Below are 25620 nucleotides of genomic sequence, written 5' to 3' on the forward strand. Positions count from 1 at the left end.
ACCTGCGCGGCGAGTCCTACGGCCTCTTGATCGACCAGATCGGCGAGGTGCTGCGGCTGCCCGACGCCAGCTGCGAGGAAAACCCCGTCAACCTCGATCCCCGCATGGCCAAGCTCGCCGGCGGCGTGCACCGCCTCGACGGCCAGCTCATGGTCGTCCTCGACGTCGATCGCGTTCTCGAAATCGTGCCGAAAACAGCCCTCGCAGCTTAGCGCCGCGCATCAAGCAAGGAGGCCAACATGAAAACCTGTCTTGTCGTCGATGATTCCAGCGTGGTGCGAAAGATCGCGCGCCGCATCCTGGAAGAAATGGACTTTCAGATCGTCGAGGCCGAGGACGGCGAGCAGGCGCTGGAAGCCTGCAAGAACGCCATGCCCACCGCCGTCCTGCTCGATTGGAATATGCCGGTCATGGACGGCTACGAATTCCTCGGCCATCTGCGCCGTTTGCCCGGTGGCGATGTGCCCAAGGTGGTGTTCTGCACCACCGAGAACGGAATGGACCATATTTCGCGCGCGCTGCATGCCGGCGCCAACGAGTACATCATGAAGCCGTTCGACAAGGACATCGTCGCCGCGAAGTTCCAGGAAGTCGGTTTGGTCGAGCTGGTCGACCAGAGCTCGATCTGAATCTTATCCGCTTGCCCTTGAGAGGCCACCGTGACCCCGCCAGACTATGAGTATCTGCGTAAGCTCTTGAAGGATCATTCCGGTCTCGACCTGTCCGCAGACAAGCAATATCTGATCGAAAGCCGTCTGCTTCCGCTATCGCGCAAATGTGGCGTGGCGGGCATCGGCGAACTCGTGCAGAAAATGAAGGGCGGATCGTCGACGATCATCGCTCAGGTGGTCGAAGCCATGACCACCAACGAGACCTTCTTCTTCCGCGACAAGATTCCGTTCGAGCATTTCCGCGATACGATCGTGCCGGAGATGTTGAAGGCGCGCGCCGGCCGCAAGAGCATCAGGATATGGTGCGCCGCCGGCTCGACCGGCCAGGAGCCGTATTCGCTTGCGATGTCGCTGAAGGAAATGGGCCCGGCGCTCGCCGGCTGGCGGACCGAGATCATCGCCACCGACCTGTCGCAGGAAGTGCTAGAGAAATCGAAATCGGGCATCTACAGCCAGTTCGAGGTCCAGCGCGGTCTTCCGATTCAGCTGCTCGTCAAACATTTCAAGCAGAACGGAGAATTGTGGCAGATCAGCCCGGAGCTGCGCGGCATGGTGCAGCATCGCCAGCTCAATCTGCTGCACGATTTCTCCTTGCTCGGCAATTTCGACGTCGTCTTCTGCCGCAACGTGCTGATCTATTTCGATCAGGAAACCAAGATCAATATCTTCGGCCGTCTTGCCAAGGCGATGGAAGGTGATGGCTTCCTGGTGCTCGGCGCGGCGGAAACGGTCGTCGGCCTGACCGATGTCTTCAAGCCGTTCCCGGACAAGCGCGGCCTCTATCGGCCGAGCGGCGCGCGGGCGGCATCCCCGCAGGCCGGCGCGTCGATGCCAAGAATCGCCGCGATGGCGGGACGGTGAGCGATGACGGATGACGGCAAGGGCGCGGAGCGGGTCACGTTCAGCCGGGGCTATGATGTCTGCCTCATGGCGATCGACGGCACCTGGCGCAGGGACTGCCAGCTCAACGCGATCTCGGACACCGACGCCACGCTGACCGTGGAAGGCTCCATTCAAGGCCTCAATCTCAAGGAGTTCTTCCTGCTCTTGTCCTCGACCGGCCTCGCCTATCGCCGCTGCGAGCTCGTTCGCGTCAACGGCACGGAAATGGACATCCGCTTCCTGCGCGGCAAGCACGGCAAGAAAAAGTCGGGTGCTTCGTCAAAGGCCGAAGCTGACGCCTAAGGTGGTGTAGCGGCCCCTTCCAGCGCCAACATCAGGCTAATTCATCGCCGTGATGTTCTCGCGCCCTCATCCGTATTGCCCGAGATCGCGATAGGCCGTGCCCGCCGCCTTGCGCGCTTCGAGCATTTCATCGAGCGTGCATCCGACGCGCAGGCGGTCGGGCGCCAGCCTTGTACATTTTTACATAGCGATCGTTCCACAGCAGCAGGCGGTTGTCCGGCCCGAGCATGCAAAGGCCGTGGCTCATATTGTTGAGCGCCGCGTCGAGCTTCTCCATCGTCGTCGCGGCATCCGGGTCAGACGGTGCGCCGATGGCATGCCGGACGCCAGGCAGCGATCGCAGCAGGTGGTTAACGGCCCGGGAAAGTTGGCGAGAAAATTTGCGGCGAGGGAACTTCGTAGGCTCCAGCAGGTCGGCGCCGTGTCGCCTTACGCCCCGACGACCGCAAGCGCCGGCAGGCAGGCGGCGCTTGGATCGTCTGCGCCGGAGTCGAGCAGGGAACGCAGGGCGATGCCGAGATTGACGTCGCAGGCCTGCACCGCGGCGGCCGCCTTCATGCAGCGAGGCGACACGTCGTCCAGCACGATGGCACCAGTGGAACTCTCGGGGCCGCCGGGCGAGGTTTCCCTGGCGATCGTCTCTTCAATCCGCCGCAGGCCGCTCTGGACGTGCTCGATCAGGCCGACGAGGTCCAAAATCACGGCGCGGGTGGGCGGCATCCGGGTCGTGGGGCACCTGTGCGACGCCGTCGCTAGCTGCGTTCTGCATGAGTGCACTCCTTAGTTACTTTTTTAAGAGCGCGTTGCTACTTGTGCGTTAAGCCGTGGTCCCGTACAAATACGGTCCGGTATGGAGTTGAATACCGTTATCCGAGTGTGAGTCACATTCAACCACGCATGGACGATGGAACATGGCTGAAAAGGCCCCCTCCCGTGGGGAGATTTTCGTAGTCGATGACGACCCTGCCGTTCGCGACACGCTTTCGATGGTCCTGACGGCAGGCGGCTATCAGGTCATCTGTTTCGCCGACGGCGCCGCCCTGCTGGCGATTGCACGAACGCGGACGCCAGCCTGCATCCTGCTCGATGTGCATATCCCCGGTAAGTCCGGTCTCGACATTCTGCGAGAGCTGCATGGCGAGGACTACCCTGCGCCGATCTTCATGATCTCAGGGCAGGGCGATATCGCCATGGCGGTCAGCGCCATCAAGAACGGCGCGCTGGATTTCATCGAAAAGCCGTTCCGCGGCAGCGAAATCGTAGCAAGGCTCGATGACGCGATCGAGGCTTACGCCCGCCGGCAGGCGCAAAACGCCCCGTCGCGCATTGCGACCCTGCATTTTCCGGGACGGGAACCGCTCACGCGGCGCGAGCGCGAGGTGCTGGAGCAGTTCACCGCCGGCGCTTCCAACAAGGAAGCGGGGCGGCATCTCGGGATCAGCCCGCGCACGATCGAGGATCACCGCGCCAATATCATGAAGAAGCTTGGCGCGCGGAATGCCGCCGACTTGGTCCGCATCGTGATGACCACCCAGCGTCAGGGCCAGATCTGATCGCAGGCGCAGTGGCCTGATCGCAGACAAACCGCTGCACCCAGCGCAGATCTGCGCGTGCGGCGTTCAATCGGCGAGCGCTTTCCGGATCATGATCGCCATGTCGGATTTCCGATAGGGCTTGGCGAGCAGCATCACACCTTCATCCAGCCGACCGTGATGGATGATGGCGTTCTCGGTATAGCCCGACGTGAACAATACCTTTAGCTCGGGCCTCACTTTCAATATCTCGTTCGCGAGCTGGCGGCCGTTCATGCCGGGCATGATCACGTCGGTGAACAGAAGGTCGAAGGGGTGACCGGTGTGGACGAGCGCGAGAGCTTCGGTCGCGTTCGCCGCATCCAGCGTGACGTAACCGAGTGAGTGGAGTTGCGCCAATACATAGTCGCGCACCAGCTTGTCGTCTTCCACCACCAGGATGGTCTCGTGGCCGCCCGTGACGGCCGGCGCCAGCGGCGCCTCGGCCGCCGGCAATGTGCCCATGGCGGGCGGCAGGTACATCTTGATCGTCGTGCCATGGCCCTCTTCGCTGTAGATCATGATGTGGCCGGCCGATTGCTTGACGAAGCCGTACACCATGCTGAGCCCAAGGCCGGTGCCCTTGCCGGGCCCCTTCGAGGTGAAGAACGGATTGAATACCTTGTCGAGCACCGCAGCCGGGATGCCGGTGCCGGTATCGCTGACCGCGATCATGGCGTAGCGGCCCGGCCGGACGTCGCTGTGCATCCTCGCATAATTCTCGTCGAGCACGACGAAGCCGGTCTCGATGATCAGCTTGCCACCATCGGGCATGGCGTCGCGGGCGTTGAGCGCCAGGTTGAGAATCGCGGTGGCGAGTTGATTGGGATCGACGATCGCCGGGCACGTCTCGTCCTCGAACACGGATTCGATCTCGACGTGCTCGCCGAGCGTTCGCTGCAGCAGTTTCGCGGTGTCGATGATCAGCGTGTTGACGTCGGTTACCTTCGGCTCGAGCGGCTGCTTGCGCGCGAAGGCGAGCAGGTGCTGGGTGAGGTCGGCGCCGCGCGAGGCCGCCTCGTCGATCATTCGCGTGATGGCGGCAAGCTGCGGCTCACCCTTGACGGCATCCGCAAGAATTTCGATCGTTCCGGTGATCACCGTCAGGATGTTGTTGAAGTCGTGCGCGATGCCGCCGGTGAGCTGTCCCATCGCCTCCATCTTCTCGGCCTGCCGGATCCTGTCCTCGGCGGCGATCTTGTCGGTGAGGTCGCGGACGAATGCGTTGAATACGAAGCCACCGCGCGTCCTCAGCGCGGCGATGCTCAGCTCCACCGTGATCTCCTTCCCATCTCTCCGCCTGATCTGAAGCTCGCGTCGGGGCTGACGGACCGCCTCGCTGCCGGAAACCAGGAAGGCTTGCAGGGCTTTCTTGAGAGGACCTTGCCCGTCCGGCTGGCCCATCAGGTCGAACACATTCTTCCCGAATGCTTCATCGCGCGGCCAGCCGAAGATATTTTCTGCCTGCGCATTCCAGTCCCGGATGAAGCCCTGTTCGTCGACCTGGACGAAGGCGTCGAGCGCCGTGTCGACGATACCGCGGGCAAGTTGCTCGCTTTCGCGCAGCGCTTCCTGTGCCAGCCGGCTCTCGGTCATGTCGCGGCCGACGAAGAAGAATCGCTTGGCCGGCTCGGACCATGTTCCGAGCCAGGACAGCCAGACGTAATGTCCATCCTTGTGAATGCAGCGCGTGTCGGACATCTTCGGGCGTTGCCCGCGCCGCGACGCCCGCATTTCCGCGCGGGAATTTTCCAGATGGTCGGGATGAATAAAGTCCTCCCCGCTATGGCCGATCATTTCCTCCGGCCGGTAGCCCAGGATGGCCTCGCAGCTCGGGCTGATCTGAACCAGACCCCCCCCGGAATCCATCACCATGATCAGATCCTGCGAGGTCTCGAAGATGCGGCGAAGCTCTTCGGTCTGCCGTCGCAGCACCTGCCTGGTCTTGTTGGTTTCGGTGATGTCGCGCGCCACATTCGAGATGCCAATGGTCGCTCCCGAGGGCGACTTGATCGGGGAAATGCCGAGCGAGACTTCGATGCGTCTTCCGTCCTTGTGCACGCGCACCGATTCATTGTGCTCGATGCTTTCACCCCAGCCGATCCGGCGCAGCGCGTCCTGCAACTCCGGCAGCCGGTCTTTGGGCACCAGCAGGGTGATGTTCTTGCCCGCGGCTTCCGCGGCGGTGTAACCGAACAGCCGCTCCGCCGCCGAGTTCCAGCCGGTAATGGTGCCGTCAAGCGACGTCGTGATGATGGCGTCGTTGGACGATTCGACCGCAGCGCTGAACAGCCGTTCCCGTTCGGCATGATGGTCGCGCGCGGCCACGGTGCGGCGATGCTCCTGCACCTCCCGCTCGAGAGCAGCAGTCTTTGCATTCACTTCGTCGATCGCCTGCGCAAACGCGCGCGCAAGTACGCCGGTCTCGCCGCGTGCTTCGACCGGAATGGCGATCTTCTTGTTACTGGCCACGCCCTGCACGGCTTCGGTCAACTGGACGATCGGGCGGGTCAGCGATCTCGCGACCAGCAGCGCCAGCACTACCGCGCCCGACATCGCAATGCCACCGACAAGAAGGGAAGCATTCCTGATGCTCGCGGCCGGCGCCATGATGACGGAGTTGGGCGTCGTTTCAATGACGCCAGCCCATTCGACCCCGGCCAGAAGCGCGGGCGCGAAGGCTATCCCGCCCGGCCGTCCGGCTTGATCCGGAACGATGTCAGCGCTGGCTTGCGTTGCCCCGGCCTGCGACGCCAGATGCGGGAAGTCGGCTTTCCAGTTGTTCGGCTTGCCGAGCAACGCGCCGAATTCGCGTGAACGATCTGGATGAATGAGATAGTCGCCGTGCTTGTTAACGACGTAGATGGTCTCGCCAGGCAACACCGACGACCTGATGCGGTCGAACGCGCGCCGCATGTCGACATTGATCATGAAAATGCCGAACAGCTTGCCGTCGTCTGCGAAGATCGGCGTCGCGATGCGAAGCGTCGGCCTGTGTACCGCCTCGATCAGCCCGTTGCGGCGACCCAGATCGAGCGACGAGACGTAGATTTGTCCGGGGCCCAGCCGGATCGTTTCCGGGAAGTAGCTGCGAGTGTTTCTCTTCAGCAATCCCTCTTCGGGTACGATCCGAACTGTGTCATTCGGTCCCGCGCGGTCGACGCGGACGAGCTCACGGCCATCATCATCGATCCCTATGACCCGAAGCATCGCATAGGCGGGCTTGGCTTCGAGTTCGGCCACGAAACGTGATGCCAGCCGGTCGCGCCACGTCTTTTCGGAGACGCCATCGATTGGATCGATGCCTCCGGCTTTGCGGGCGCGCATCAGTCCCTGCAGCGACACCGCGGAACGAGAGGCTGCAACATCGCCGGTCGCGCTGGCCGCGTAATATTCGAGGTCGGTGGCCAGTTGCCGCGAATGCGTCTCGATGCGGTCGCGAGCGCGCAGCAGGAGCGCCTGTTCCAGGTTGCGATAGCTCAGCCATCCGACCGCGGAAACCGCGATCGCGACCAACGCAATCATCGCGATGGCAAGCCTCGTTGTGAGCGTCATGTCGGTGTCCGCTCGTCCTCCCGCTCCGGCCGGCGGCAAGTCCGCCGGACGAACCCGATGCTATGGCGCATTACGGGGAGGAAGCAACACCGCCGGCAGGGCGTGGCGGCAAGTCACGATCAGCGGCCTCCAGGCAGCCCGCGACGGCAGCCAGAAGGTCGGCTGGCCGGAACGGCTTCTGCAGACTGGAAACCGCGCCGAGCTTGGTCGCCATGGTCAGGAAGTCCGGGGCCATGTCCGATTCCGGCGAGAGCGGCCGGCCGGAGATGACGATGATCGGGATTTGCGACCGCTGCTGACGAACCATCCGCATGGTTTCAAATCCGTCCATTCCCGGCATAAAAATGTCGAGGAACAACAGATCGAAATCTCCGGTCTGACACAGTGCGAGGCCTTTTCGGCCGTCACTCGCCGTGACCACGCTGTGGCCGGCACGCTCCAGCAGAAGCCGGATGGTCAACTGGACCGCCGCATCGTCATCCACGACCAATATTCGTGCCAAAGTAAAAGTTCTCCGAGCCCCGCTGGGATCAAGCGCACGGCGATCGAGTTTTGTCGAATCCCCGCATTGCTGCAACTGGTTCCACGGCGGCGACGTTCCGGCTGCGCCGTCAAAAAGCGCCTTATAAAGTACCCTTATGCGCATGATGTCAGGCAGACAGACGCCGGCGCAGCCGAATGAGAGGGTGATTCGCGGGCACGAATGCATGCGGCGGGGCCGCTTACCGTCAATTGCTGAGATATTCGGGGTAGCGCGAACGAATCTGGGCGAGTTCGCTGAGCGTGCCTGACAAATGGGTGCGCAGGTGCTTCTGCGCTTCTTCGGGTTCGCCGGCGTCGATCGCCTTCGCAATCAGCTTGTGATGCCGCACGATATCCTGCGCCTTGCCGGGAGAGGGCAGATGCATCCGGCGCAGCCGGTCGATATGTCCGCTACGGCTGCGCACCAGCGACCAGATGTCCTGCTTGTCGGTGGCGGCATAGAGCTGGGCGTGGAACTCGTTGTCGGCGGCCATGAATTTTTCGAAGTCGCCGGCCTTTGCGAATTGCTGCTGGCGGACGATTGTCGCGTTTAGTTCGGCGGCGAAAGCTTGGTCAGGGCGCAGTGCCAGCATGCGTACGATTTCGAGCTCGACCGCCTGGCGCAGGAAATGCGCCTGCTGTGCCAGTCGCACGTCGACCCGGCTGACCACCGTGGCATATTGCGGGAAAACGTCGACCAGCCCTTCCTCCTCGAGCCGCATCAGCGCATCGCGGATCGGTGTCGAACTGACGCCGAACTGTCCGGCCAGCGCGGCGCGCGACAGCGGCGATCCCGGCGGCAGCTCCAGTGAAATGATCATGCCGCGCAAGCGCTCGAACACCTGCGGCGCCGCCTGACGGTCGCGATCGAGCCGGTCAGCGGAACGCGGGGGAACACGACGGGGAGCGACTTGCGGTGGTGCCATTCGAGCCGGTCGTTCCAAAGGGCTTGCTTCAGATGCACTAATACATTAGTGCATCTCCCCCAAGAGCGTCAATGATAGACCGGAGGAGATGCACAATGAAAAACAGGATGTGGAGCGCCTGCGCGGGCGCCGCTATGGTTCTCGCCACGATGCTGCCGGGCTCGCCGGCGGTGGCCCAGCAGAAATCAGAGATTTCGCTGTCGCGGCAGCCGGGCATTTTCTACATGCCCTCGCACATCATGGAAAAGCACAAGCTGATCGAGAAGCACGCAGCCTCTCTCGGCGTATCAGGCGTCACCACGAAATGGATCAATCTGAGCGGCGGCGGCGCTCAGACCGATGCGCTCTTGGCCGGCAGCGTCGACATCCTCAATACCGGAACCGGTAATCTTCTGCTGCTGTGGGACCGCACCCGCGGCGGCGTCAAGGGCATCGTTGCCACCTCGGCGCAGCCGATGACGCTGATCAGCCGCGATCCGCACATCAAGTCGATCAAGGATTTCGGCCCGAACGACAAGATCGCGGTGCCGACGGTCAAGGTCTCGACCCAGGCGATCGTGCTACAGATCGCAGCCGCCGAAGCCTTTGGCGCCGACCAATGGTCGAAACTCGACGCCAATACGGTGCAGCTCGGCCATCCCGATGCCTATGTCGCGATGACCAACGCCCAGCACGAGGTACGCAATCACTTTGCCATTCCGCCGTTTACCTTCCTCGAATTGAAGAGCGTGCCCGGCGCGCATGTGGTGCTGTCCTCGCCCGACGTGATGGGCGGTCCGCTCAGCCAGGCACAGTTCTTCACCACGACCAAATTCGCCGATGCCAATCCGAAGATCGTGCAGGCGGTGCGCGACGCCACCAAGGAAGCGCAGGACTTGATCCGCAGCGACACCAAGGCCGCGGTCGAGATCTACAAGGAGGTCACCGGCGACAAGACCAGCGTCGAGGATCTGCTGGCGTGGCTGAAGGAGCCCGGCATGATGGAATGGAACCTGCAGCCGCAGGGCACCATGAAGTTCGCCGCCCATCTGCACAAGGTCGGCACGCTCAAGACCATGCCCAAGGCGTTCACTGATTACTACCTACCGGTCTCCCACGACCTGAAGGGCAATTGATCGACATGGCCGCGCTTCTCGATGTCAGTGACGTAACGCTGCGCTACAAGACTTCGAGCGCGGTCGTGACCGCGACCGAGCGGGTCAGCTTCACGGTCGATCGTTCCGATCGCTTCGTGCTGCTCGGCCCTTCCGGTTGCGGCAAGTCGACGCTGTTGAAGGCGGTCGGCGGATATATGACGCCGAGCGAAGGGAAAATGCGGATTTCGGGCCGCGAAATATCCGAGCCCGGCGCCGACCGCATGATGATCTTCCAGGAGTTCGACCAGTTGCTGCCGTGGAAGACGGTGCTGGAAAACGTGATGTTTCCGCTGCTGATGACGCGAAAGCTGCCGCGCAAGGAATCTGAGATGCGGGCGCGGGCCTATATCGAGAAGGTCAGCCTCACCCGCGTCGTCGACGCCTATCCGCACACCCTGTCGGGCGGCATGAAGCAGCGCGTGGCGATCGCGCGCGGCATGGCGATGGAGCCGGATATTCTCCTGATGGACGAGCCGTTCGCCGCGCTCGACGCGCTGACGCGGCGCACCTGCCAGGATGAGCTGTTGCAGCTATGGGCGGAAACCAAGTTCACCGTGCTGTTCGTTACCCATTCGATCGCAGAGGCGATCAAGATCGGCAACCGCATCCTGCTGCTGTCGCCGCATCCCGGACGGGTCAAGGCCGAGGTGATCGACGTCGACAAGGTCAACGGCGAGGACGGCAGCGCCGCGCGGCTGGAAAAGCAGATCCACGATCTGTTGTTCGCCGATAACGCTACGGCACATTGAAGGGAGCGCGCGATGGGTGAAGCAAAAATCCTGCTGCGCGATGCCGCCGATCTAACGGCGGCGGTGCCGGCCGAAGTCGAGCGCAAGCTCTCGGTGCTGGAGCTATTGTGGAACGACGGCTTCGTCCGCAAATCCGTGATCATCATCTTCCTCGCCGCGGCATGGGAGACCTACGGCACCATCCTCAACAATCCGCTGCTGTTTCCGACCTTCCACGACACCATCGTCACCATGTTCGAGAAGGTGCGCGACGGCACCATTCCCATGCGTGCCTGGGCATCGCTGAAGGTCTTGTTCATGGGCTATGCCGCCGGCATCGCACTGGCCGCCATCTTCACCATTCTCGCGATCTCGACCCGGATCGGCACCGACTTTCTCGAAACCATCACGGCGATGTTCAATCCCTTGCCGGCGATCGCGCTGTTGCCGCTGGCGCTGATCTGGTTCGGGCTCGGCAATGGCAGTCTTGTGTTCGTGCTGATCCATTCGGTGCTGTGGCCGGTCGCGCTCAACACCCATTCCGGATTCAAGAGCGTGTCGAACACGCTGCGCATGGTCGGCCGCAACTATGGCCTGCGCGGGCTGCCTTATGTGTTCCGCATCCTGATTCCCGCGGCCTTCGCCTCGATCCTCACCGGGTTGAAGATTGGCTGGGCTTTCGCCTGGCGCACGCTGATCGCCGCCGAGCTGGTGTTCGGCGTGTCCTCGGGGCAGGGCGGTCTCGGCTGGTTCATCTTCGAGAACCGTAATCTACTCGACATTCCCGCCGTGTTTGCCGGCCTGTTGACCGTGATCGTGATTGGTCTGATCGTGGAGAACCTGATCTTCCGCACGATCGAACGCAACACCGTCCAGAAATGGGGTACCCAGTCATGAGCAACAGGAAGAACCCCGCCGACCTCCGCAGCGCGCGCTGGTTCGCGCCCGACGATCTCCGTGCCTTCGGCCATCGCTCGCGCGCAATGCAGATGGGTTACGCGCCGGAGGAGTGGAAGGGCCGGCCGGTCATCGCGATCCTCAACACCTGGTCGGACGCGCAGCCCTGCCACATGCACTTCAAGAGCCGCGTCGACGACGTCAAGCGCGGCATCCTGATGGCCGGTGGCTTCCCGATGGAGCTGCCGGCGCTGTCGCTGTCGGAATCGTTTCTGAAGCCGACCACCATGCTCTATCGCAACATGCTGGCGATGGACGCCGAGGAATTGCTGCGCGGTCATCCCGTCGACGGCGTGGTGCTGATGGGCGGCTGCGACAAGACTACGCCGGGCCTGCTGCTGGGTGCCACCAGCATGAACCTTCCGACGATTTATCTGCCGGCCGGTCCGATGCTGCGCGGTAACTGGAAGGGCAAGACGCTCGGCTCGGGCTCGGACGCCTGGAAATACTGGGACGAGCGCCGCGCCGGCAAGATTTCGGACAAGGACTGGGTCGATGTCGAGGCCGGCATCGCCCGCAGCTACGGCACCTGCATGACCATGGGTACGGCGTCCACCATGACGGCGATTGCCGAATCGATCGGTATGACCTTGCCCGGCGCGTCCTCGATTCCCGCTGCCGACGCCGGCCATATCCGCATGGCTTCCGAATGCGGCCGCCGCATCGTCGAGATGGTGTGGGAAGACTTGACGCCAAACAAGATTCAAACCCGGAAAGCGTTCGAGAACGCGATCACGGTGGCGATGGCGATGGGCTGCTCGACCAACGCGATCATCCATCTGATCGCGCAGGCGCGCCGGGCCGGCCAGGACATCGGGCTCGACGATTTCGAGAAGGCAAGCCGCAAGGTGCCCGTGATCGCCAATGTGCGGCCGAGCGGCGACAAATATCTGATGGAGGACTTCTTCTACGCCGGCGGGCTGCCGGGGCTGATGAGCCGCATCAGGGAGCATCTGCATCTCGATGTCATGACCGTCACCGGCCATACGCTCGGCGACAACATCGCCCGCGCCGAAGTATATAATGACGACGTCATCCGTACCGTGAAGGACCCGATCTATGCCGAGGGCGCGCTGGCCGTGCTCAAGGGCAATCTCGCGCCCGACGGCTGCGTGATCAAGCCGAGCGCCTGCGAGCCGCGCTTCCTCAAGCACACCGGACCGGCGCTGGTGTTCGACGATTACCCCTCGATGAAGAAGGCGATCGACGATCCGAATCTGGATGTTACCGCCGATCACGTCCTGATCCTCCGCAATGCCGGACCGCAGGGCGGACCGGGAATGCCGGAATGGGGCATGCTGCCGATCCCCACAAAATTGGTGAAGCAGGGCGTGCGCGACATGGTGCGGTTGTCGGATGCGCGCATGAGCGGGACCAGCTACGGCGCCTGCATCCTGCACGTCTCGCCGGAATCTTATGTCGGCGGGCCGCTGGCGCTGGTGCGCACCGGCGACAAGATCACGCTGGATGTCAACGCCCGCACCATCAACCTCGATGTGCCGGAAGCCGAACTGGAAAAACGTCGTGCCGAGTGGAAGAAGCCGGAGCCGCGTTACGAGCGCGGCTATGGCTGGATGTTCACCCGCCACATCAAGCAGGCCAATGAAGGCTGCGATTTCGATTTCCTGGAGACCGGGTTTGGGAAGCCGGTGGAGGAGCCGTCGATTTATTAGCCGTCGTCGTTCCGGGGCGCGAAGCGAACCCGGAACCTCGAGATTCCGGGCTCGATGCTTCGCATCGCCCCGGAATGACCGCCAAACAGAAAAGCATCGCAGGGGAAGACGACCAATGAATATGAGCCGACGCAATCTGATCGCAGGCGCAGGCGCCGCTGCCGCTTCCACGCTTCTTTCTCGTGCAGCCGGCGCGCAATCGTTCCCGTTCACGCCGAACCAGCGTTATCCCGATCCGGCGGTGCAGATCCTCGATCCGAGCTTCGCAAAATACCGGATCTATTCGTCGACGGTCGAGCAGGTCGCCACCGGCATGCGCTGGGCAGAAGGGCCGGCCTACTTCCCCGAAGGCGGCTATCTCCTGTTCTCCGACATTCCCAACAACCGCATCATGAAGTTCGACGAGAAGACCAACCAGACTTCGGTCTTCCGGGCCAACGCCAACTACGCCAACGGCAACGCCCGCGACCGCCAGGGCCGGCTCGTCACCTGCGAGCATTCGGTCACCCGTCGCGTCACCCGCACCGAGAAGGACGGCAAGATCACGGTGCTGGCCGACAAGTTCGAGGGCAAGCGGCTGAACGCGCCGAACGACATCGTGGTCAAGTCCGACGACACCATCTGGTTCACCGATCCCTTGTTCGGCATCAATGGCGAGTGGGAAGGCAAGAAGGAAAAACCGGAACAGGCCACCACCAACGTCTATCGCCTGACCAAGGACGGCAAGCTCTCTGCGGTTATCACCGACATCTTCAATCCCAACGGCCTCGCCTTCTCGCCGGACGAGAAGAAGCTCTATGTGGTGGAGTGGAAGGGCACGCCGAACCGCAGCATCTGGAGCTTTGATGTCAACGATGACGGCACGGTCGGCAACAAGACCAAGCTGATCGACGCCGCCGATCAGGGCGCGCTCGATGGTTTCCGCGTCGACCGCGACGGCAATCTGTGGTGCGGCTGGGGCTCCAACGGCGCGCTGCAATCCGAGCCGACCGAGGTCGGCGGCCGGAAGGTGTTCCAGCTCAAGGGCAAGTCTGAAGATCTCGATGGCGTGATGGTGTTCAGCCCGGCCGGGAAGCCGCTCGCCCACATCCGCTTGCCGGAGCGTTGCGCCAACCTCACCTTCGGCGGCCCGAAGAACAACCGCCTCTACATGACAAGCTGCCACTCGGTCTACGCGCTGTATGTGGAAGCGCACGGGGCGGTGTGAGTGTTGTTGTCATTCCGGGATGGTCCGAAGGACCAGACCCGGAATCTCGAGATTCCGGATTCGCTCGCTGACGCGAGCGCTCCGGAATGACGGATGAAAGGAATGCGAAGGACCATGACAAAACTGAGCGACGCCACCCGCAACAAACTCAAGACGGTCTCAACCGCCACCGTCGCCACCGCCTTGTTCAAGCGCGGCTTCCGCATCCAGATGATCCAGGATGTGCACCCCATTGGTCCCAACCAGCCGGTGCTGGTCGGCGAGGCCTTTACGCTGCGCTACATGCCGGCGCGCGAGGACCTCAACAAGATCGACGTGTTCCGCGACCGCGGCCATCCGCAGCGCAAGGCGATCGAGGATTGCCCGCCGGGCGCCGTGCTGGTGATGGACAGCCGCAAGGATGCGCGCGCGGCGTCCGCCGGCGCCATCCTGGTGACGCGGCTGATGCAGCGTGGCTGCGCCGGCGTGATCACCGATGGCGGCTTTCGCGATTCCGCCGAGATCGCGGCCCTCGGCTTTCCCGCCTATCACCATCGCCCGAGCGCGCCGACCAACCTGACGCTGCATCAGGCGATCGAGATCAACGTCCCGATCGGCTGCGGCGATGCGCCGGTATTCCCCGGCGACGTCATCCTCGGCGATCGCGACGGCGTCATCGTGATCCCGGCGCACCTCGCTGACGAAATCGCGGATGAAGCGGTCGAGATGACGGCGTTCGAGGATTTTGTTACGGAGGAAGTCCGCAAGGGCCGCTCGATCCTCGGCCTCTATCCCGCGACCGACGAGCAGACTTCGAAGGATTTTGCTGCCTGGCGCAAGGCCAACGGACGATAGTCTTCTATTCCCGGACGCGCGATCCTACAATGACGTAACAGTGGAGAAACCCCCATGCTGATGTTCAACAATCTGATCGATGGCGAATGGTTGTCCGATGGCGCGCGCGCGCCGAACGTCAATCCATCCGATACCAAGGACATCGTCGGCGAAGCCGTGCGCGGCACGCGTGCGCAAGCCGACGCTGCGATTGCGGCTGCCAAAGCGGCGTTTCCGGCATGGTCGCGATCGACGCCGCAAGCGCGCTACGACATCCTGAAAAAGGCGTCGGACGAAATCCTGGCCCGCAAGGACGAACTGGGCCGGCTGTTGTCACGCGAGGAAGGCAAGACGCTGCCGGAAGGCGTCGGCGAAGTCGCGCGCGCCGGCCAGATCTTTGCGTTCTTTGCCGGCGAATGCCTGCGGATGGCCGGTGAGAAACTGGCTTCCGTGCGCCCCGGCATCGACATCGAGATTACACGCGAAGCGCTGGGTGTTGTCGGCCTGATCACGCCGTGGAATTTCCCGATCGCCATTCCGGCCTGGAAGATCGCCCCGGCTTTGGCCTATGGCAATACCGTGGTGATCAAGCCTGCAGATCTTGTTCCGGGCTCGACCTGGGCGCTGGTCGATATCCTGCATCGCGCCGGCCTGCCCAAGGGCGTGCTCAACCTTGTGATCGGGCGCGGCTCGGAAGTCGGCGCGGTCCTGCTTGAGCATCCCGATGTTGCCGCGATCAGCTTCACCGGCTCGGTGGCCACCGGCCAGAAGGTGGCTGCGGCCTGCATCGCCTCGCGGCCGATGAAGAAGTTTCAGCTCGAAATGGGTGGTAAGAATCCGCTGGTCGTGCTCGACGACGCGGATCTGAAGGTCGCCGTGGAATGCGCCGCCAACAGCGCGTTCTTTTCCACCGGCCAGCGCTGCACCGCCGCCTCGCGGCTGATCGTCACATCAGGCATTCACGACAAATTCGTCGAGGCCCTAACCGAGCGGATGCGCGGCCTGAAGGTTGATGACGCGGTGAAGGCCGGCACCGATATCGGCCCCGTCGTCGATCAGAGCCAGCTCGATCAGGACCTCAAATATATCAGCATCGGCAAGGACGAAGGCGCCAAGCTCGCCTTCGGCGGCGAGCGGCTCAACCGCGAGGCGCCCGGCTTCTACCTGCAGCCGGCGTTGTTCACCGATGTGAGCAACAAGATGCGGATTGCGCGCGAGGAGATCTTTGGGCCGGTGGCCGCGGTCATCCGGGTCAAGGATTATGCCGAAGCGCTGGCGACCGCGAACGACACCGATTTCGGCCTGTCATCCGGCATCTGCACCACCAGCCTGAAATACGCCAGCGACTACAAGCGCAATTCCGAAGCCGGCATGGTGATGGTCAATCTGCCGATCGCCGGCGTCGATTACCACGTGCCGTTCGGTGGCCGAAAAGGCTCCAGCTTCGGCGCCCGCGAGCAGGGCCGCTATGCCGCCGAATTTTATACGACGGTGAAGACGGCCTACACGATGCCGTGAGGCGATGATTCAGGTCGTCGCTATAGGCGCGTGGCCAGCCACGCGCCTTCATGCCTAATGAAGTCCCGTCTGATCGTACCCAGATAATCCTCAGTCCATCGGGATCAATTTAGACCTTCGCCTTCTCCGCCAATCCCACCGCCCACAGCGCGAACGCATAGGCGATCGCGACTTCATCCAGCCGGTTGAAGCGCCCGGATGCGCCACCGTGGCCGGCGCCCATGTTGGTGCGCAGCAGCACCGGGCCGCCGCCGCTCATCGTGGCGCGCAGCCGCGCGATCCATTTCGCCGGCTCCCAATAGGTGACGCGCGGATCGGTCAGTCCGCCCATCGCAAGGATCGCCGGATAGTCCTTGGCCTGAAGGTTATCGTAGGGCGAATAGGACAAAATGGTGCGGAAATCCTTCTCACTCTCGATCGGGTTGCCCCATTCCGGCCATTCCGGCGGCGTCAGCGGCAGCGTGTCGTCGAGCATCGTATTCAAGACGTCGACGAACGGCACCTCCGCGACGATGCCGGCGAACAACTCGCCTGATCGGTTGGCGACCGCGCCCATCAGCATACCGCCCGCGCTGCCGCCATGGCCGACGATACGTTTTGCATTCGTGTATTTCGCCTCGATCAGCGCGCGGCCCGCGGCGGCGAAATCATCGAACGAATTCGTCTTCTTCTCGCGCTTGCCATCGAGATACCAGCCCCAACCCTTGTCCGCGCCGCCGCGGATATGCGCGATCGCGTAGACAAAACCACGATCGACCAGCGACAGCCGATTGGCTGCAAACGACGCCGGCATCGCCATCCCGTAGGAGCCGTAGCCGTAGAGCAATAGCGGCGCGCTTCCGTCGCGCACCAGGTCCTTGCGGTGCAGGATCGAGACCGGCACCTGCGCGCCGTCATGCGAGGTCGCCATGATGCGCGTGGTGACGTAGTCGGCCGGGTTGTGGCCCGACGGGATTTCCTGCCGCTTGCGCAATACGCGCGCCCGCGTCGCCATGTCGTAGTCATAGACTTCAGCCGGCGTCGTCATCGACGAATAAGAAAATCGCAAATTCGTTGTCTCGAATTCGTAGCTGCCCATGGTGTCGAGCGAGTAGGCCGCTTCATCGAAGGCGATGGCGTGCTCTTCTCCGGTCGCCAGATCCCGGATGATGATCGCGGGCAGCGCATTGGCGCGCTCCAGCCGCACCATGTGGCCGGCATAGAGCTCGACATCGAGCACGTAAACGCCCTCACGATACGGGATCAGGTCGCGCCAGTTGGCACGTTCTGGCGAGGCGAGCGGCGCGGTGACGACCTTGAAGTCGATGGCATCGTCCGCATTGGTGAGGATGAACAGTTCATCGCCGCGGTCGGCAATCGAATATTGCACGCCTTCCTCGCGCGCGGCGACCAGCCGCGGCGGCGCTTCGGGGTTGGCGAGATCGATCAGCCGCTGCTCCGAGGTTTCGTGGTCGCCGCCTGCGATCACGCAAAAGCGGCCGGACGAGCTTTCATGCAGATGGGTGAACCAGCCGGAATCCTGCTCTTCATAAACAAGCGTATCGTCGGCCTGCTTCGTGCCAAGCCGGTGCCGCCACACCTGCATCGGCCGATGGTTGTCGTCGAGCTTCACATAGAAGAAGCTCTGGCAATCCTTGCTCCAGACGATGCCGCCGTCGGTCTCCTCGACGAGATCGTCGCGATCGGTACCCGTGGCCCAGTCGCGCACGCGGATCGAGAAATACTCCGAGCCCTTGGTGTCGGCGCTCCATGCCTGGAGCTTATGGTCATGCGAATGCCGCGCGCTGCCGAACTTGAAATATTCATGATCCTTGGCCAGCGCATCGCCGTCGAGCACGATCTCCACATCGCCGCCATCGCGCGGCGTGCGGCCAAACATCTCGTGCTGCCCGCCCTCACGGAACTTTCGCAAGTATGCAAACGGACCGTCCGGCGCCGGCACGCTGGAATCGTCTTCCTTGATCCGTCCGCGCATCTCCGCGACCAGCTTCTTCTGCAACGGCGCGGTATGGCCGAGCAGGCTCTCGGTGTAGTCGTTTTCGGCTTCCAGATATTTTCTGATATCCGGATCCAGGATCGAGGGATCGCGCAGCACTTCCTGCCATCGGGCGTCTTTCAGCCAGGCGTAATCGTCCGTCACCGCAATGCCGTGCGTGGTGAAGGTATGCGGGCGGCGCGGGGCGATGGGCGGCGATAGGGCAGGCTTTTTGGTGGCGGCTTGGGTCACGCGGTTCCTCGTCAGGCTCAATGATTGGGCCTTATATCGGGGTGAATGTGGCGGATTACTAGATGCCTGCAGGCCGTCATTGCGAGCGAAGCGAAGCAATCCATCGCGCAGCATAACGGATAGATGGATTGCTTCGTCGCTTCGCTCCTCGCAATGACGGGCAGACAGCCTAACTATTCCTTAACCTCGCCCCCGCGCCGCCACCGAACATCGGGATCCGGTTCACGGCCAGCACCACCGTGAATGTGATCACCAGCATCGCGATGCCGAGCACCGCAATCGCGGCCAGGTCGCCGCTTTCATTGAGGTCGTAGATTAGAACCGACAGCACCTTGGTCTGCGAGGTGAACAGCACGATCGCGGCGGATAGTTCGCGCATCACGCCGATGAAGATGAAGCACCAGGTCGCGATCACGCCGGTACGGAGCAGCGGCGCCGTGATCTGGCGTAGCGCCTGCAGCCGTGTCGCGCCGAGGATGCGGCTGGCGTCTTCCAGTTCGGGGTGGATGGTCGCAAACGCTGCCTGCAATTGCTGATAGGCCGAGGGCAGGTTGATGGTGAGAAACGCCAGCAGCAGGATCCACAGCGTGCCGTAGAGCACGAAGGGCGGGCGCGTGTAACTTAAGAACAATCCGACGCCGAGCACGATACCGGGCACGGCGACCGGGGCGGTCGCGAGAAAGCCGAGCATGCGATGGCTCGCGATCACGCGGCGGGTGGTGACATAGGCGACCACGAGCGCGAGGATTGTGCCGACGGTCGCCGTCGATGCGCCAAGGATCACCGTGTTCTTCAGTGCGAGCTGGGTCGACGACAATTCGGTGAACACAAACACGATATTGTGCAGCGTGGCCGTCGATGGCGTCACCAGCGTGGTCGCGTTCGGGGAGAATGCCGCGTTGAGCAGCGCGAAATAGGGCAGGAACACAGGATTGAGCAGCACGAGGAGGCAGAACGCCAGCGCCACCCAGCGCCATCCTCCCATCTCGATCGGCCGCGGCGCGCCATACTTGCCGCCGACCACGGAAAAGCCGCGGCGGCCGAGCAGGAATTTTTGGCCCTGCAGCAGCAGGATCGTCAGCAGCAATAAAGGCACGGCGGCGGCTGCAGCCAATTCGAGCTTGGGCGGATACTGGAACAGGCTCCAGATCTTCGTCGTCATGGTGTGGAAGCCGGCAGGCAGTGCCAGGATCGCAGGCGATCCGAACAGCGTCATCGCCTGCAGGAAGGCGATCAGCGCACCGGCGACCAGCGCGGGCAGTGCCAAGGGAATCGTGACGCGCCGCGCCGTGGTCCACGCCTTGCCGCCGAGAATGGCGGAAGCGTCTTCCAGTTCGCCCGGCATGTTGTCGAGCGCGTTGGCGACCAGCACGAACACGAACGGAAAGGTGTAGCAGGAGATCACGAAGATCAGCCCGGTCAGCGAATAGATATCGAACAGGGGATCTTCGGCGCCGGTGAGGTAGCGATAGAGCTGGTTCAGCATGCCGCTGTTCGGCGCCGCCAGCAGTTCCCAGGCGACCGCGCCGAGAAACGGTGGCGTCACGAACGAGGCCGTCACCAGCGCGCGGATGATCTGCCGCCCCGGCATGTCGGTGCGCGACACCAGCCAGCCGATCGGGGCGGCGACCAGGCAGCAGATCGCCGCCGACGTGGTGGCGATGATCGCGGTCGTCAGCAAGGGATCGAGAAAGGCGGGGTCGGTGAACAGCGTGACGAAATTCTGCAGCGTCGGCCGCCGCGCCTTGTCGGTGAAGGCGTAGACCATCAGCCACGACAGCGGCAGCACGATCAGCAGGATCATGAACGCGGCGAACAGCCACAACACGGGGCGCGTGACGTCGATGCGGGATTTTGGCGCGTCGGTGCTGGTGATGGTGGTCATGCGAAGTTTCTCTCCGTCATTCCGGGGCGATGCGAAGCATCGAACCCGGAATCTCGAGATTCCGGGTCTGGTCCTTCGGACCATCCCGGAATGACGGCGGTGTTCGTGACGGACAGCATCCTCAAACCCTGAACAGGCGCGCATAGCGCGTCTTGATTTCTTCGGTCATCTTCTCGACGCCCTCTGCATCTTCCTTCATCAGCTTGATGTCCGAAATCTTCCGCCGGCCCGGCTTCGACTGCACCTGCGCATGAACCGAATATTGCGCGCTGAAGTCGACAAAGAACTGTTGCGTCTCGCGGGTATGCAGCCAGGCCTGGAACAGCTTTGCGGCGTTGGGGTGCGGCGCGGTCTTGAAGATGCCGGTCGGTCCCGAAATCGTCGGCGTGCCCTCGGTCGGATAGACCGGTTCGACCGGCTGGCCGGCTTCCTTCAGAAGCACGATGCCGTATTCGTTGCCGTCGGCCATCACGGCGCGTTCGCCGAGCGACAGCTTCTTCGGCGGGTCGGTCGACGACTGCACCTGCATCACGCGCTGCTTTGAAAGTTTCTCCATGTATTCCCAGCCGAGCTCACGCACCATCTGGAACGTCGCGGTCATGATGGTGCCGCTATAGGCCGGATGTCCCTTCACCATCTTGCCCGACCATTTGGGATCGAGCAGGTCGGCAAAGCTCTTCGGCGCGTCCTCCGGCTTTATCAGGTTGGTGTTGTAGGCGATCGACGACAGCCACACCCGCGAAGTCGCGAATTGGCCATCTGGATCGCGATAGCTTTGCGGAAAATGCTCGGCGACATCCTCCGGCACGAACGGCATCAGCCAGCCGTTCTTCTTCCAACTGATGAAGTGCGAGGCATCGGAGGAGTTGACGATATCGGCGGCGCGAATGTTGCTGGCAAACTCCTGGTCGATCCGCTGAAACAGCCGCTCCGAGCCGGAACGCTCGATCTGAATCGTGATGCCCGGAAAGGCCGCTTCGAATGCCTTGCCGAGCTTTTCGCCGACCGGCAGGTCCATCGAGGAATAGAAGATCAGCTTGCCTTCTTTCTTCGCCGCCTCCACCAGCGCCGGCGTGACCGCAGCCGGCTCCGGCGCCTGGGCGCGCAAGGGGGAGGCGAATACGGTTCCTGCGGCAAGCGCAACTGAGCCTCGCAGGATTTCGCGTCTCGAAAGCTTTTGTCTTCTCATCGCGTCCTCCCGGGTTGTTGTTTCTTGTTATCGGCTGAGCGCCCGGCAACGCTCGGGTGGGAGTGTCAGCCAGACCTCGCTGCCCTTTGGCACATTGGTTTCGGTTGGCGTGGTGGCGCGCAAGCTGGTGCCGTCGGCGACCTCGACCATGTAGTCGCGCGCCGCGCCGAGATAGACCTGCCGCGTGACGACCGCCTTGATCGCATTCTCCGGTGACGCCGGCGCCTGCGTCGACAGGCCGATATCGTGCTGACGGATCGTGACCACGGCGCTTTGGCCCGCTGTGAGCGGCGCGCCGACCACCTTCAACGTCGCGCCCGCGAAGGAGACATGGTTGGCGTCGCGCGCGGTGCCCTTGATCACGTTGCTGGCGCCGATGAAGCGGGCGACAAATTCGGATTCCGGCCGCGCGTAGATGTCCTCGGGCGTGCCGAGCTGGTCGATCCGGCCGCCGTTCATGACCGCGATCAGGTCGGCCGTGGTCATGGCCTCGGACTGGTCGTGGGTGACATAGACCGTCGTGTAGCGATATTCGTCATGCAGCCGGCGAATCTCGAACCGCATCTCTTCGCGCAAATTCGCGTCGAGATTGGAGAGCGGCTCGTCGAGCAGCAGCGTCTCCGGTTCGACGATCAGCGCGCGCGCCAACGCCACGCGCTGCTGCTGCCCGCCGGAGAGTTCGCCGGGATAGCGCTGCGACAGCGCCTCGAGTTTTGTCGTAGCCAGGATTGCCGCCAGTTTCTTGGCGATGGTGTCGCGGTCGAGTTTGCGCAGACGCAGGCCGTAGACGATGTTTTCGGTCACCGTCATGTGCGGCCACAGCGCGTAGCTCTGAAAGATCATCGACATGTTGCGCTGCTCGGGCGGCAGCGTGCGCGCGCGTGAAGACACCAGCCGGTCCCCGACATGGATCTCGCCGTCGGAAGGTTCCAGGAAGCCGGCGATCAGCCGCAGCGTCGTGGTCTTGCCGCAGCCGGACGGGCCGAGCAGGCACACCAGTTGGCCGTGGTCGATTTTCAGCGAGACGTTATCGACCACCGCAAGCGAGCCAAATCGCTTGGTCAGGCCGCGCAAATCAACGGACGCCAATCGCCTCACTCCCACTCTTTGTTCTTGCACGGATCAGCGCCCGGCTTGGTATGCCAGTATACGCACTAATACGTGTTGGGAAAGAGTAGGATGGATGGAGCGAAGCGATACCCATTATTTAGATGCGGCTGAGAGGCACGGGAGACGCGGCCTCTCTCACCATGTGAAATGGTGACCACGAGTCGCCGCGTTTCGCAGAGCCGACAGTGCGTAGGATGGGTGGAGCGCGGCGATACCCATCAATCGGACTAAATCGCTGATGGGTATCGCCCCGCTCCACCCATCCTACCAAAGATCGGACTTACGCCCCGACGTTCTCGCCGAGATATTCGATCGCGGCTTCGGTTCCGCCCTTGCCGTGGGGAATGCCGAGCGCGGTGAGGCCGACTTCGACCACGCCGAGCGTGCCCAAAATCATCGGTGCATTCACATGGCCCATATGGGCGATGCGAAAAGCCTGTCCCGACAAATCGCCGATCCCGGTGCCGAGCACCACGCCGCATTTCTCCTTGCAGTAGCGCTGCAGCGCCATGGGATCGTGACCGTTCATGGTCACCGTCGTCACCGTGTTGGAGCGCTCATTGGCCTCGGTGATATTGAAGCCGAGCACCTGGCCCTCGCTCCACACCGCTACCGCGCGGCGCACCGCTTCGCCGAGCAGACGGTGGCGCTCAAAGGCATTTTCCAGCCCTTCGGTCTGCAACATGTCGATCGCCTTGCGCAGCGCGAACAGCAAATGCACCGGCGCGGTGCCGGCATATTTACGGTAGTGCTCGCTGCCTTCGCGCTCGGTCCAGTCCCAGTAGGGAGTGCGCAGATTGGCCTTCTTGTGGACCTGCCGCGCGCGCTCATTGGCGGCGACGAAGCCTAAGCCCGGCGGCGTCATCAGGCCCTTCTGCGAACCGGACATCGCGACATCGATGCCCCATTTGTCCATCTCGAACGGCATGCAGCCGAGGGAAGCCACGGTGTCGACCATGAACAGCGCCGGATGGCCGCATCCCTTGATCGCCTTGCCGATCGCCTCGATATCGTTATAGGCGCCGGAAGCGGTATCGACCTGCACCGCGACGATCGCCTTGATGCTGTGATCCTTGTCCTGTCTCAGCCGCGCCTCGACCTCGCCCGCACGGATCGCGCGACGCCAGTCGCCCTTGAGCACCTCGACCTCGGCGCCCATCGCGGCCGCTGCCTGGCCCCAGCCGATCGCAAAGCGTCCGCTTTCCAGCACCAGCACCTTGTCGCCGCGCGACAGCACGTTGGAGAGTGTGGCCTCCCAGGCGCCATGGCCGTTGGCGATGTAGATGTAGGATTTGCCCTTGGTTGCGAACAGTTTTGATAGATCGGCGAGCAGGCTTTCGGTCAACTGCACCATCTGATCGGAATAGATGTCGAGCGCCGGGCGATGCATCGCCTGCAGCACCTCGTCGGGCATGGTGGTGGGTCCCGGGATGGCCAGAAACTCCCGGCCCGCGCGAACGGTCATTGTTGGTTTTCCTTATGGGCAAGCACGCGGAATCGAGGCGTGAGGTTCGGCCCAGATAATATTCGATCGGAGCCGTCATTGCGAGCCACCGGGTCGCACAAAAATGTGCGCCCGATGACAGGCTCCACGAAGCAATCCAGACGGCAAAAAAAGATCAAATTGCCCTGATTGCTCCGCGCCTCGCACTTGCTCGGCACGTTATTTTCCCACCGCGTCCGCGATCGCGCGCCAGATCTGGTCCTTCAATGCGTTCGCCGGTGGGCTTGGGATCGTCACTGCGGGTCCTTCGCGCTTCTTGCAGGCTTCCACCAGCCGCAGCACCCAGATTTCGCCGTCGGTGTAATAGGGGTCGCCGCCGCCATTGCGCCCCGCGAGTGTCGGCCCGATGCCCGTGACCTGGTATTTCGCCTCCACCATGCCGGCATTTTCCAGATCAGCCGCAAGCAATGCGCGCTCGGCGTCGAGATCGGGGCTGATGTGATGCGTGACCGCGCCGGTATATCGGCTGACGCCGACGCCGCGATCTTCCGTCGCGGCGCCGAGCCAGACCGGACGTTTCTCCTCGCCACTCTCCAGCACTTTCCAGTAGCGCACATGATTGCGGCGGTCGGCGCTGGTCCCGATCGGTTTTTCAAAGGCCAAGTCCTCGCGGCGGCCGAGATAATAGAGGTTGCTCACCGGCGCCTCCTTGTAGGGACGATCGAGCAGCACGCTGCCGATGATCTCGATCGAGGATTTCAGCGTGATCCGGTCGGCCGGATACCAGCCGGCCGCATGCATCGCGCAGACGACTTCGCCGAGCTCGCCGATCAACCCGACATTCATGGGATCGCCGGGAATACCTTGCGCCGTGCGCGTCACCATCGGCATCTCGGCGAGCCCGCGCTGATGCTCGTAGTGCGTCCAGAAACCCGGCAGCACCAGATAGGCGAGCAAACCGTAGCCGGCGAGGATGACGAGGGCGAGCAACAAGGCACGCCGCCATCCGCCGCGTCTTTCCCGCCGCAATCGTCGATGGGTTCGAGTATCTGACACGGCGTTGCGCTCTTTACGAGTCAATTGGAGAACGGCTACCGCACTTCTCCCTCTCCCCGTTCTTACGGGGAGAGGGCCGGGGTGAGGGCTCTCTCCGCGAGTTCGAAATTAATCGATAGACCTGTACCCCCTTGTATCTGCACGGCCAAGATTTGTGCGATGGAAGCGACTTAGCGTCTTGGCCGGTGGCCACCGGCCAAGACGCGTGGCGATGTCGCCCGTTCCCCCTCCGGCTACAACCGTGGGT

23 protein-coding genes are annotated in these 25620 nt (G+C 62.8%); 12 read left to right on the forward strand and 11 right to left on the reverse strand.

Annotated elements, in window-relative coordinates; all coding sequences use genetic code 11:
- The 4 genes from AC0QUY_RS39030 to AC0QUY_RS39045 form a co-directional block, all read left to right on the forward strand.
- Window positions 1-212: chemotaxis protein CheW (locus AC0QUY_RS39030; protein ID WP_475391255.1), on the forward strand; the 212-nt coding region annotated here is incomplete at its 5' end.
- A 27-nt stretch (window positions 213-239) separates the two neighbouring features.
- Window positions 240-629, forward strand: a complete 390-nt coding sequence (locus tag AC0QUY_RS39035) for a response regulator (RefSeq protein ID WP_475391256.1) — start codon at window positions 240-242, stop codon at window positions 627-629.
- A 30-nt stretch (window positions 630-659) separates the two neighbouring features.
- Window positions 660-1532, forward strand: a complete 873-nt coding sequence (locus tag AC0QUY_RS39040; protein WP_475391257.1) for a CheR family methyltransferase — start codon at window positions 660-662, stop codon at window positions 1530-1532.
- A gap of 3 nt (window positions 1533-1535) precedes the next feature.
- A complete protein-coding gene (locus AC0QUY_RS39045) occupies window positions 1536-1856 on the forward strand; it encodes a PilZ domain-containing protein (RefSeq protein ID WP_161850741.1) in 321 nt (106 codons plus the stop codon).
- 127 nt (window positions 1857-1983) lie between these two features.
- Here AC0QUY_RS39045 and AC0QUY_RS39050 read toward each other — a convergent pair whose 3' ends face one another.
- Together AC0QUY_RS39050 and AC0QUY_RS39055 are read right to left on the reverse strand one after the other, a co-directional pair.
- The gene (locus AC0QUY_RS39050) at window positions 1984-2133 is read right to left on the reverse strand and encodes a PAS-domain containing protein (RefSeq protein ID WP_246738483.1); all 150 of its coding nucleotides are present in this window, start codon (window positions 2131-2133) and stop codon (window positions 1984-1986) included.
- 152 nt (window positions 2134-2285) lie between these two features.
- Entirely contained in the window at window positions 2286-2576 is a 291-nt protein-coding gene (locus AC0QUY_RS39055) for a hypothetical protein (protein ID WP_475391258.1), read from the reverse strand.
- Between the two features lie 191 nt (window positions 2577-2767).
- On the opposite strand from AC0QUY_RS39055, the gene AC0QUY_RS39060 reads away from it, so the two are divergent.
- Complete coding sequence (locus AC0QUY_RS39060; protein WP_161850739.1) at window positions 2768-3409, forward strand: response regulator transcription factor; 642 nt, start codon at window positions 2768-2770, stop codon at window positions 3407-3409.
- Between the two features lie 66 nt (window positions 3410-3475).
- Here the strand turns inward: AC0QUY_RS39060 and AC0QUY_RS39065 are convergent, their stop codons facing one another.
- The 3 genes from AC0QUY_RS39065 to AC0QUY_RS39075 all read right to left on the reverse strand — a co-directional run bounded on the left by AC0QUY_RS39065 (window position 3476) and on the right by AC0QUY_RS39075 (window position 8430).
- Window positions 3476-6982, reverse strand: coding sequence for a PAS domain S-box protein (locus AC0QUY_RS39065; protein ID WP_475391261.1), 3507 nt, complete (start codon window positions 6980-6982; stop codon window positions 3476-3478).
- Between the two features lie 70 nt (window positions 6983-7052).
- Window positions 7053-7484 carry a response regulator gene (locus tag AC0QUY_RS39070; protein WP_475391263.1) on the reverse strand — a complete coding sequence of 144 codons (432 nt, stop codon included), beginning with the start codon at window positions 7482-7484 and terminating at the stop codon, window positions 7053-7055.
- 226 nt (window positions 7485-7710) lie between these two features.
- Complete coding sequence (locus tag AC0QUY_RS39075) at window positions 7711-8430, reverse strand: GntR family transcriptional regulator (protein WP_475391265.1); 720 nt, start codon at window positions 8428-8430, stop codon at window positions 7711-7713.
- 107 nt (window positions 8431-8537) lie between these two features.
- Between AC0QUY_RS39075 and AC0QUY_RS39080 the strand changes: the two genes are divergently transcribed.
- The 7 genes from AC0QUY_RS39080 to AC0QUY_RS39110 all read left to right on the forward strand — a co-directional run bounded on the left by AC0QUY_RS39080 (window position 8538) and on the right by AC0QUY_RS39110 (window position 16462).
- On the forward strand, window positions 8538-9545 hold the full coding sequence (locus AC0QUY_RS39080; RefSeq protein WP_475391290.1) for an ABC transporter substrate-binding protein: 1008 nt from the start codon (window positions 8538-8540) through the stop codon (window positions 9543-9545).
- A gap of 5 nt (window positions 9546-9550) precedes the next feature.
- Complete coding sequence (locus tag AC0QUY_RS39085; RefSeq protein ID WP_475391267.1) at window positions 9551-10315, forward strand: ABC transporter ATP-binding protein; 765 nt, start codon at window positions 9551-9553, stop codon at window positions 10313-10315.
- Window positions 10316-10327: 12 nt separating this feature from the next.
- Entirely contained in the window at window positions 10328-11191 is an 864-nt protein-coding gene (locus tag AC0QUY_RS39090; protein WP_161850734.1) for an ABC transporter permease, read from the forward strand.
- Complete coding sequence (araD, locus tag AC0QUY_RS39095; RefSeq protein ID WP_475391269.1) at window positions 11188-12924, forward strand: L-arabinonate dehydratase; 1737 nt, start codon at window positions 11188-11190, stop codon at window positions 12922-12924. Before AC0QUY_RS39090 ends, araD begins: the two co-directional genes overlap by 4 nt.
- A 115-nt stretch (window positions 12925-13039) precedes the next feature.
- Window positions 13040-14131 (forward strand): SMP-30/gluconolactonase/LRE family protein, encoded by a 1092-nt coding sequence (locus AC0QUY_RS39100; protein ID WP_475391271.1) that lies wholly within the window; start codon window positions 13040-13042, stop codon window positions 14129-14131.
- A 114-nt stretch (window positions 14132-14245) separates the two neighbouring features.
- A complete protein-coding gene (locus tag AC0QUY_RS39105; RefSeq protein WP_475391273.1) occupies window positions 14246-14965 on the forward strand; it encodes a ribonuclease activity regulator RraA in 720 nt (239 codons plus the stop codon).
- Window positions 14966-15019: 54 nt separating this feature from the next.
- Window positions 15020-16462 (forward strand): aldehyde dehydrogenase family protein, encoded by a 1443-nt coding sequence (locus tag AC0QUY_RS39110; RefSeq protein WP_475391275.1) that lies wholly within the window; start codon window positions 15020-15022, stop codon window positions 16460-16462.
- A 109-nt stretch (window positions 16463-16571) separates the two neighbouring features.
- Here AC0QUY_RS39110 and AC0QUY_RS39115 read toward each other — a convergent pair whose 3' ends face one another.
- The 6 genes from AC0QUY_RS39115 to AC0QUY_RS39140 form a co-directional block, all read right to left on the reverse strand.
- Entirely contained in the window at window positions 16572-18689 is a 2118-nt protein-coding gene (locus tag AC0QUY_RS39115; protein WP_475391277.1) for a S9 family peptidase, read from the reverse strand.
- 169 nt (window positions 18690-18858) lie between these two features.
- On the reverse strand, window positions 18859-20574 hold the full coding sequence (locus AC0QUY_RS39120) for an ABC transporter permease (RefSeq protein ID WP_161850728.1): 1716 nt from the start codon (window positions 20572-20574) through the stop codon (window positions 18859-18861).
- A gap of 121 nt (window positions 20575-20695) precedes the next feature.
- Window positions 20696-21763, reverse strand: coding sequence for an ABC transporter substrate-binding protein (locus tag AC0QUY_RS39125; protein WP_475391280.1), 1068 nt, complete (start codon window positions 21761-21763; stop codon window positions 20696-20698).
- Window positions 21764-21790: 27 nt separating this feature from the next.
- On the reverse strand, window positions 21791-22852 hold the full coding sequence (locus AC0QUY_RS39130; protein WP_475391282.1) for an ABC transporter ATP-binding protein: 1062 nt from the start codon (window positions 22850-22852) through the stop codon (window positions 21791-21793).
- 301 nt (window positions 22853-23153) lie between these two features.
- The gene (locus tag AC0QUY_RS39135; RefSeq protein WP_475391286.1) at window positions 23154-24338 is read right to left on the reverse strand and encodes a pyridoxal-phosphate-dependent aminotransferase family protein; all 1185 of its coding nucleotides are present in this window, start codon (window positions 24336-24338) and stop codon (window positions 23154-23156) included.
- Window positions 24339-24536: 198 nt separating this feature from the next.
- Window positions 24537-25310, reverse strand: coding sequence for an LssY C-terminal domain-containing protein (locus AC0QUY_RS39140; protein ID WP_475391288.1), 774 nt, complete (start codon window positions 25308-25310; stop codon window positions 24537-24539).
- Window positions 25311-25620 lie beyond the last annotated feature (310 nt).

The sequence above is a fragment of the Bradyrhizobium sp. WYCCWR15520 genome, from assembly GCF_056174665.1.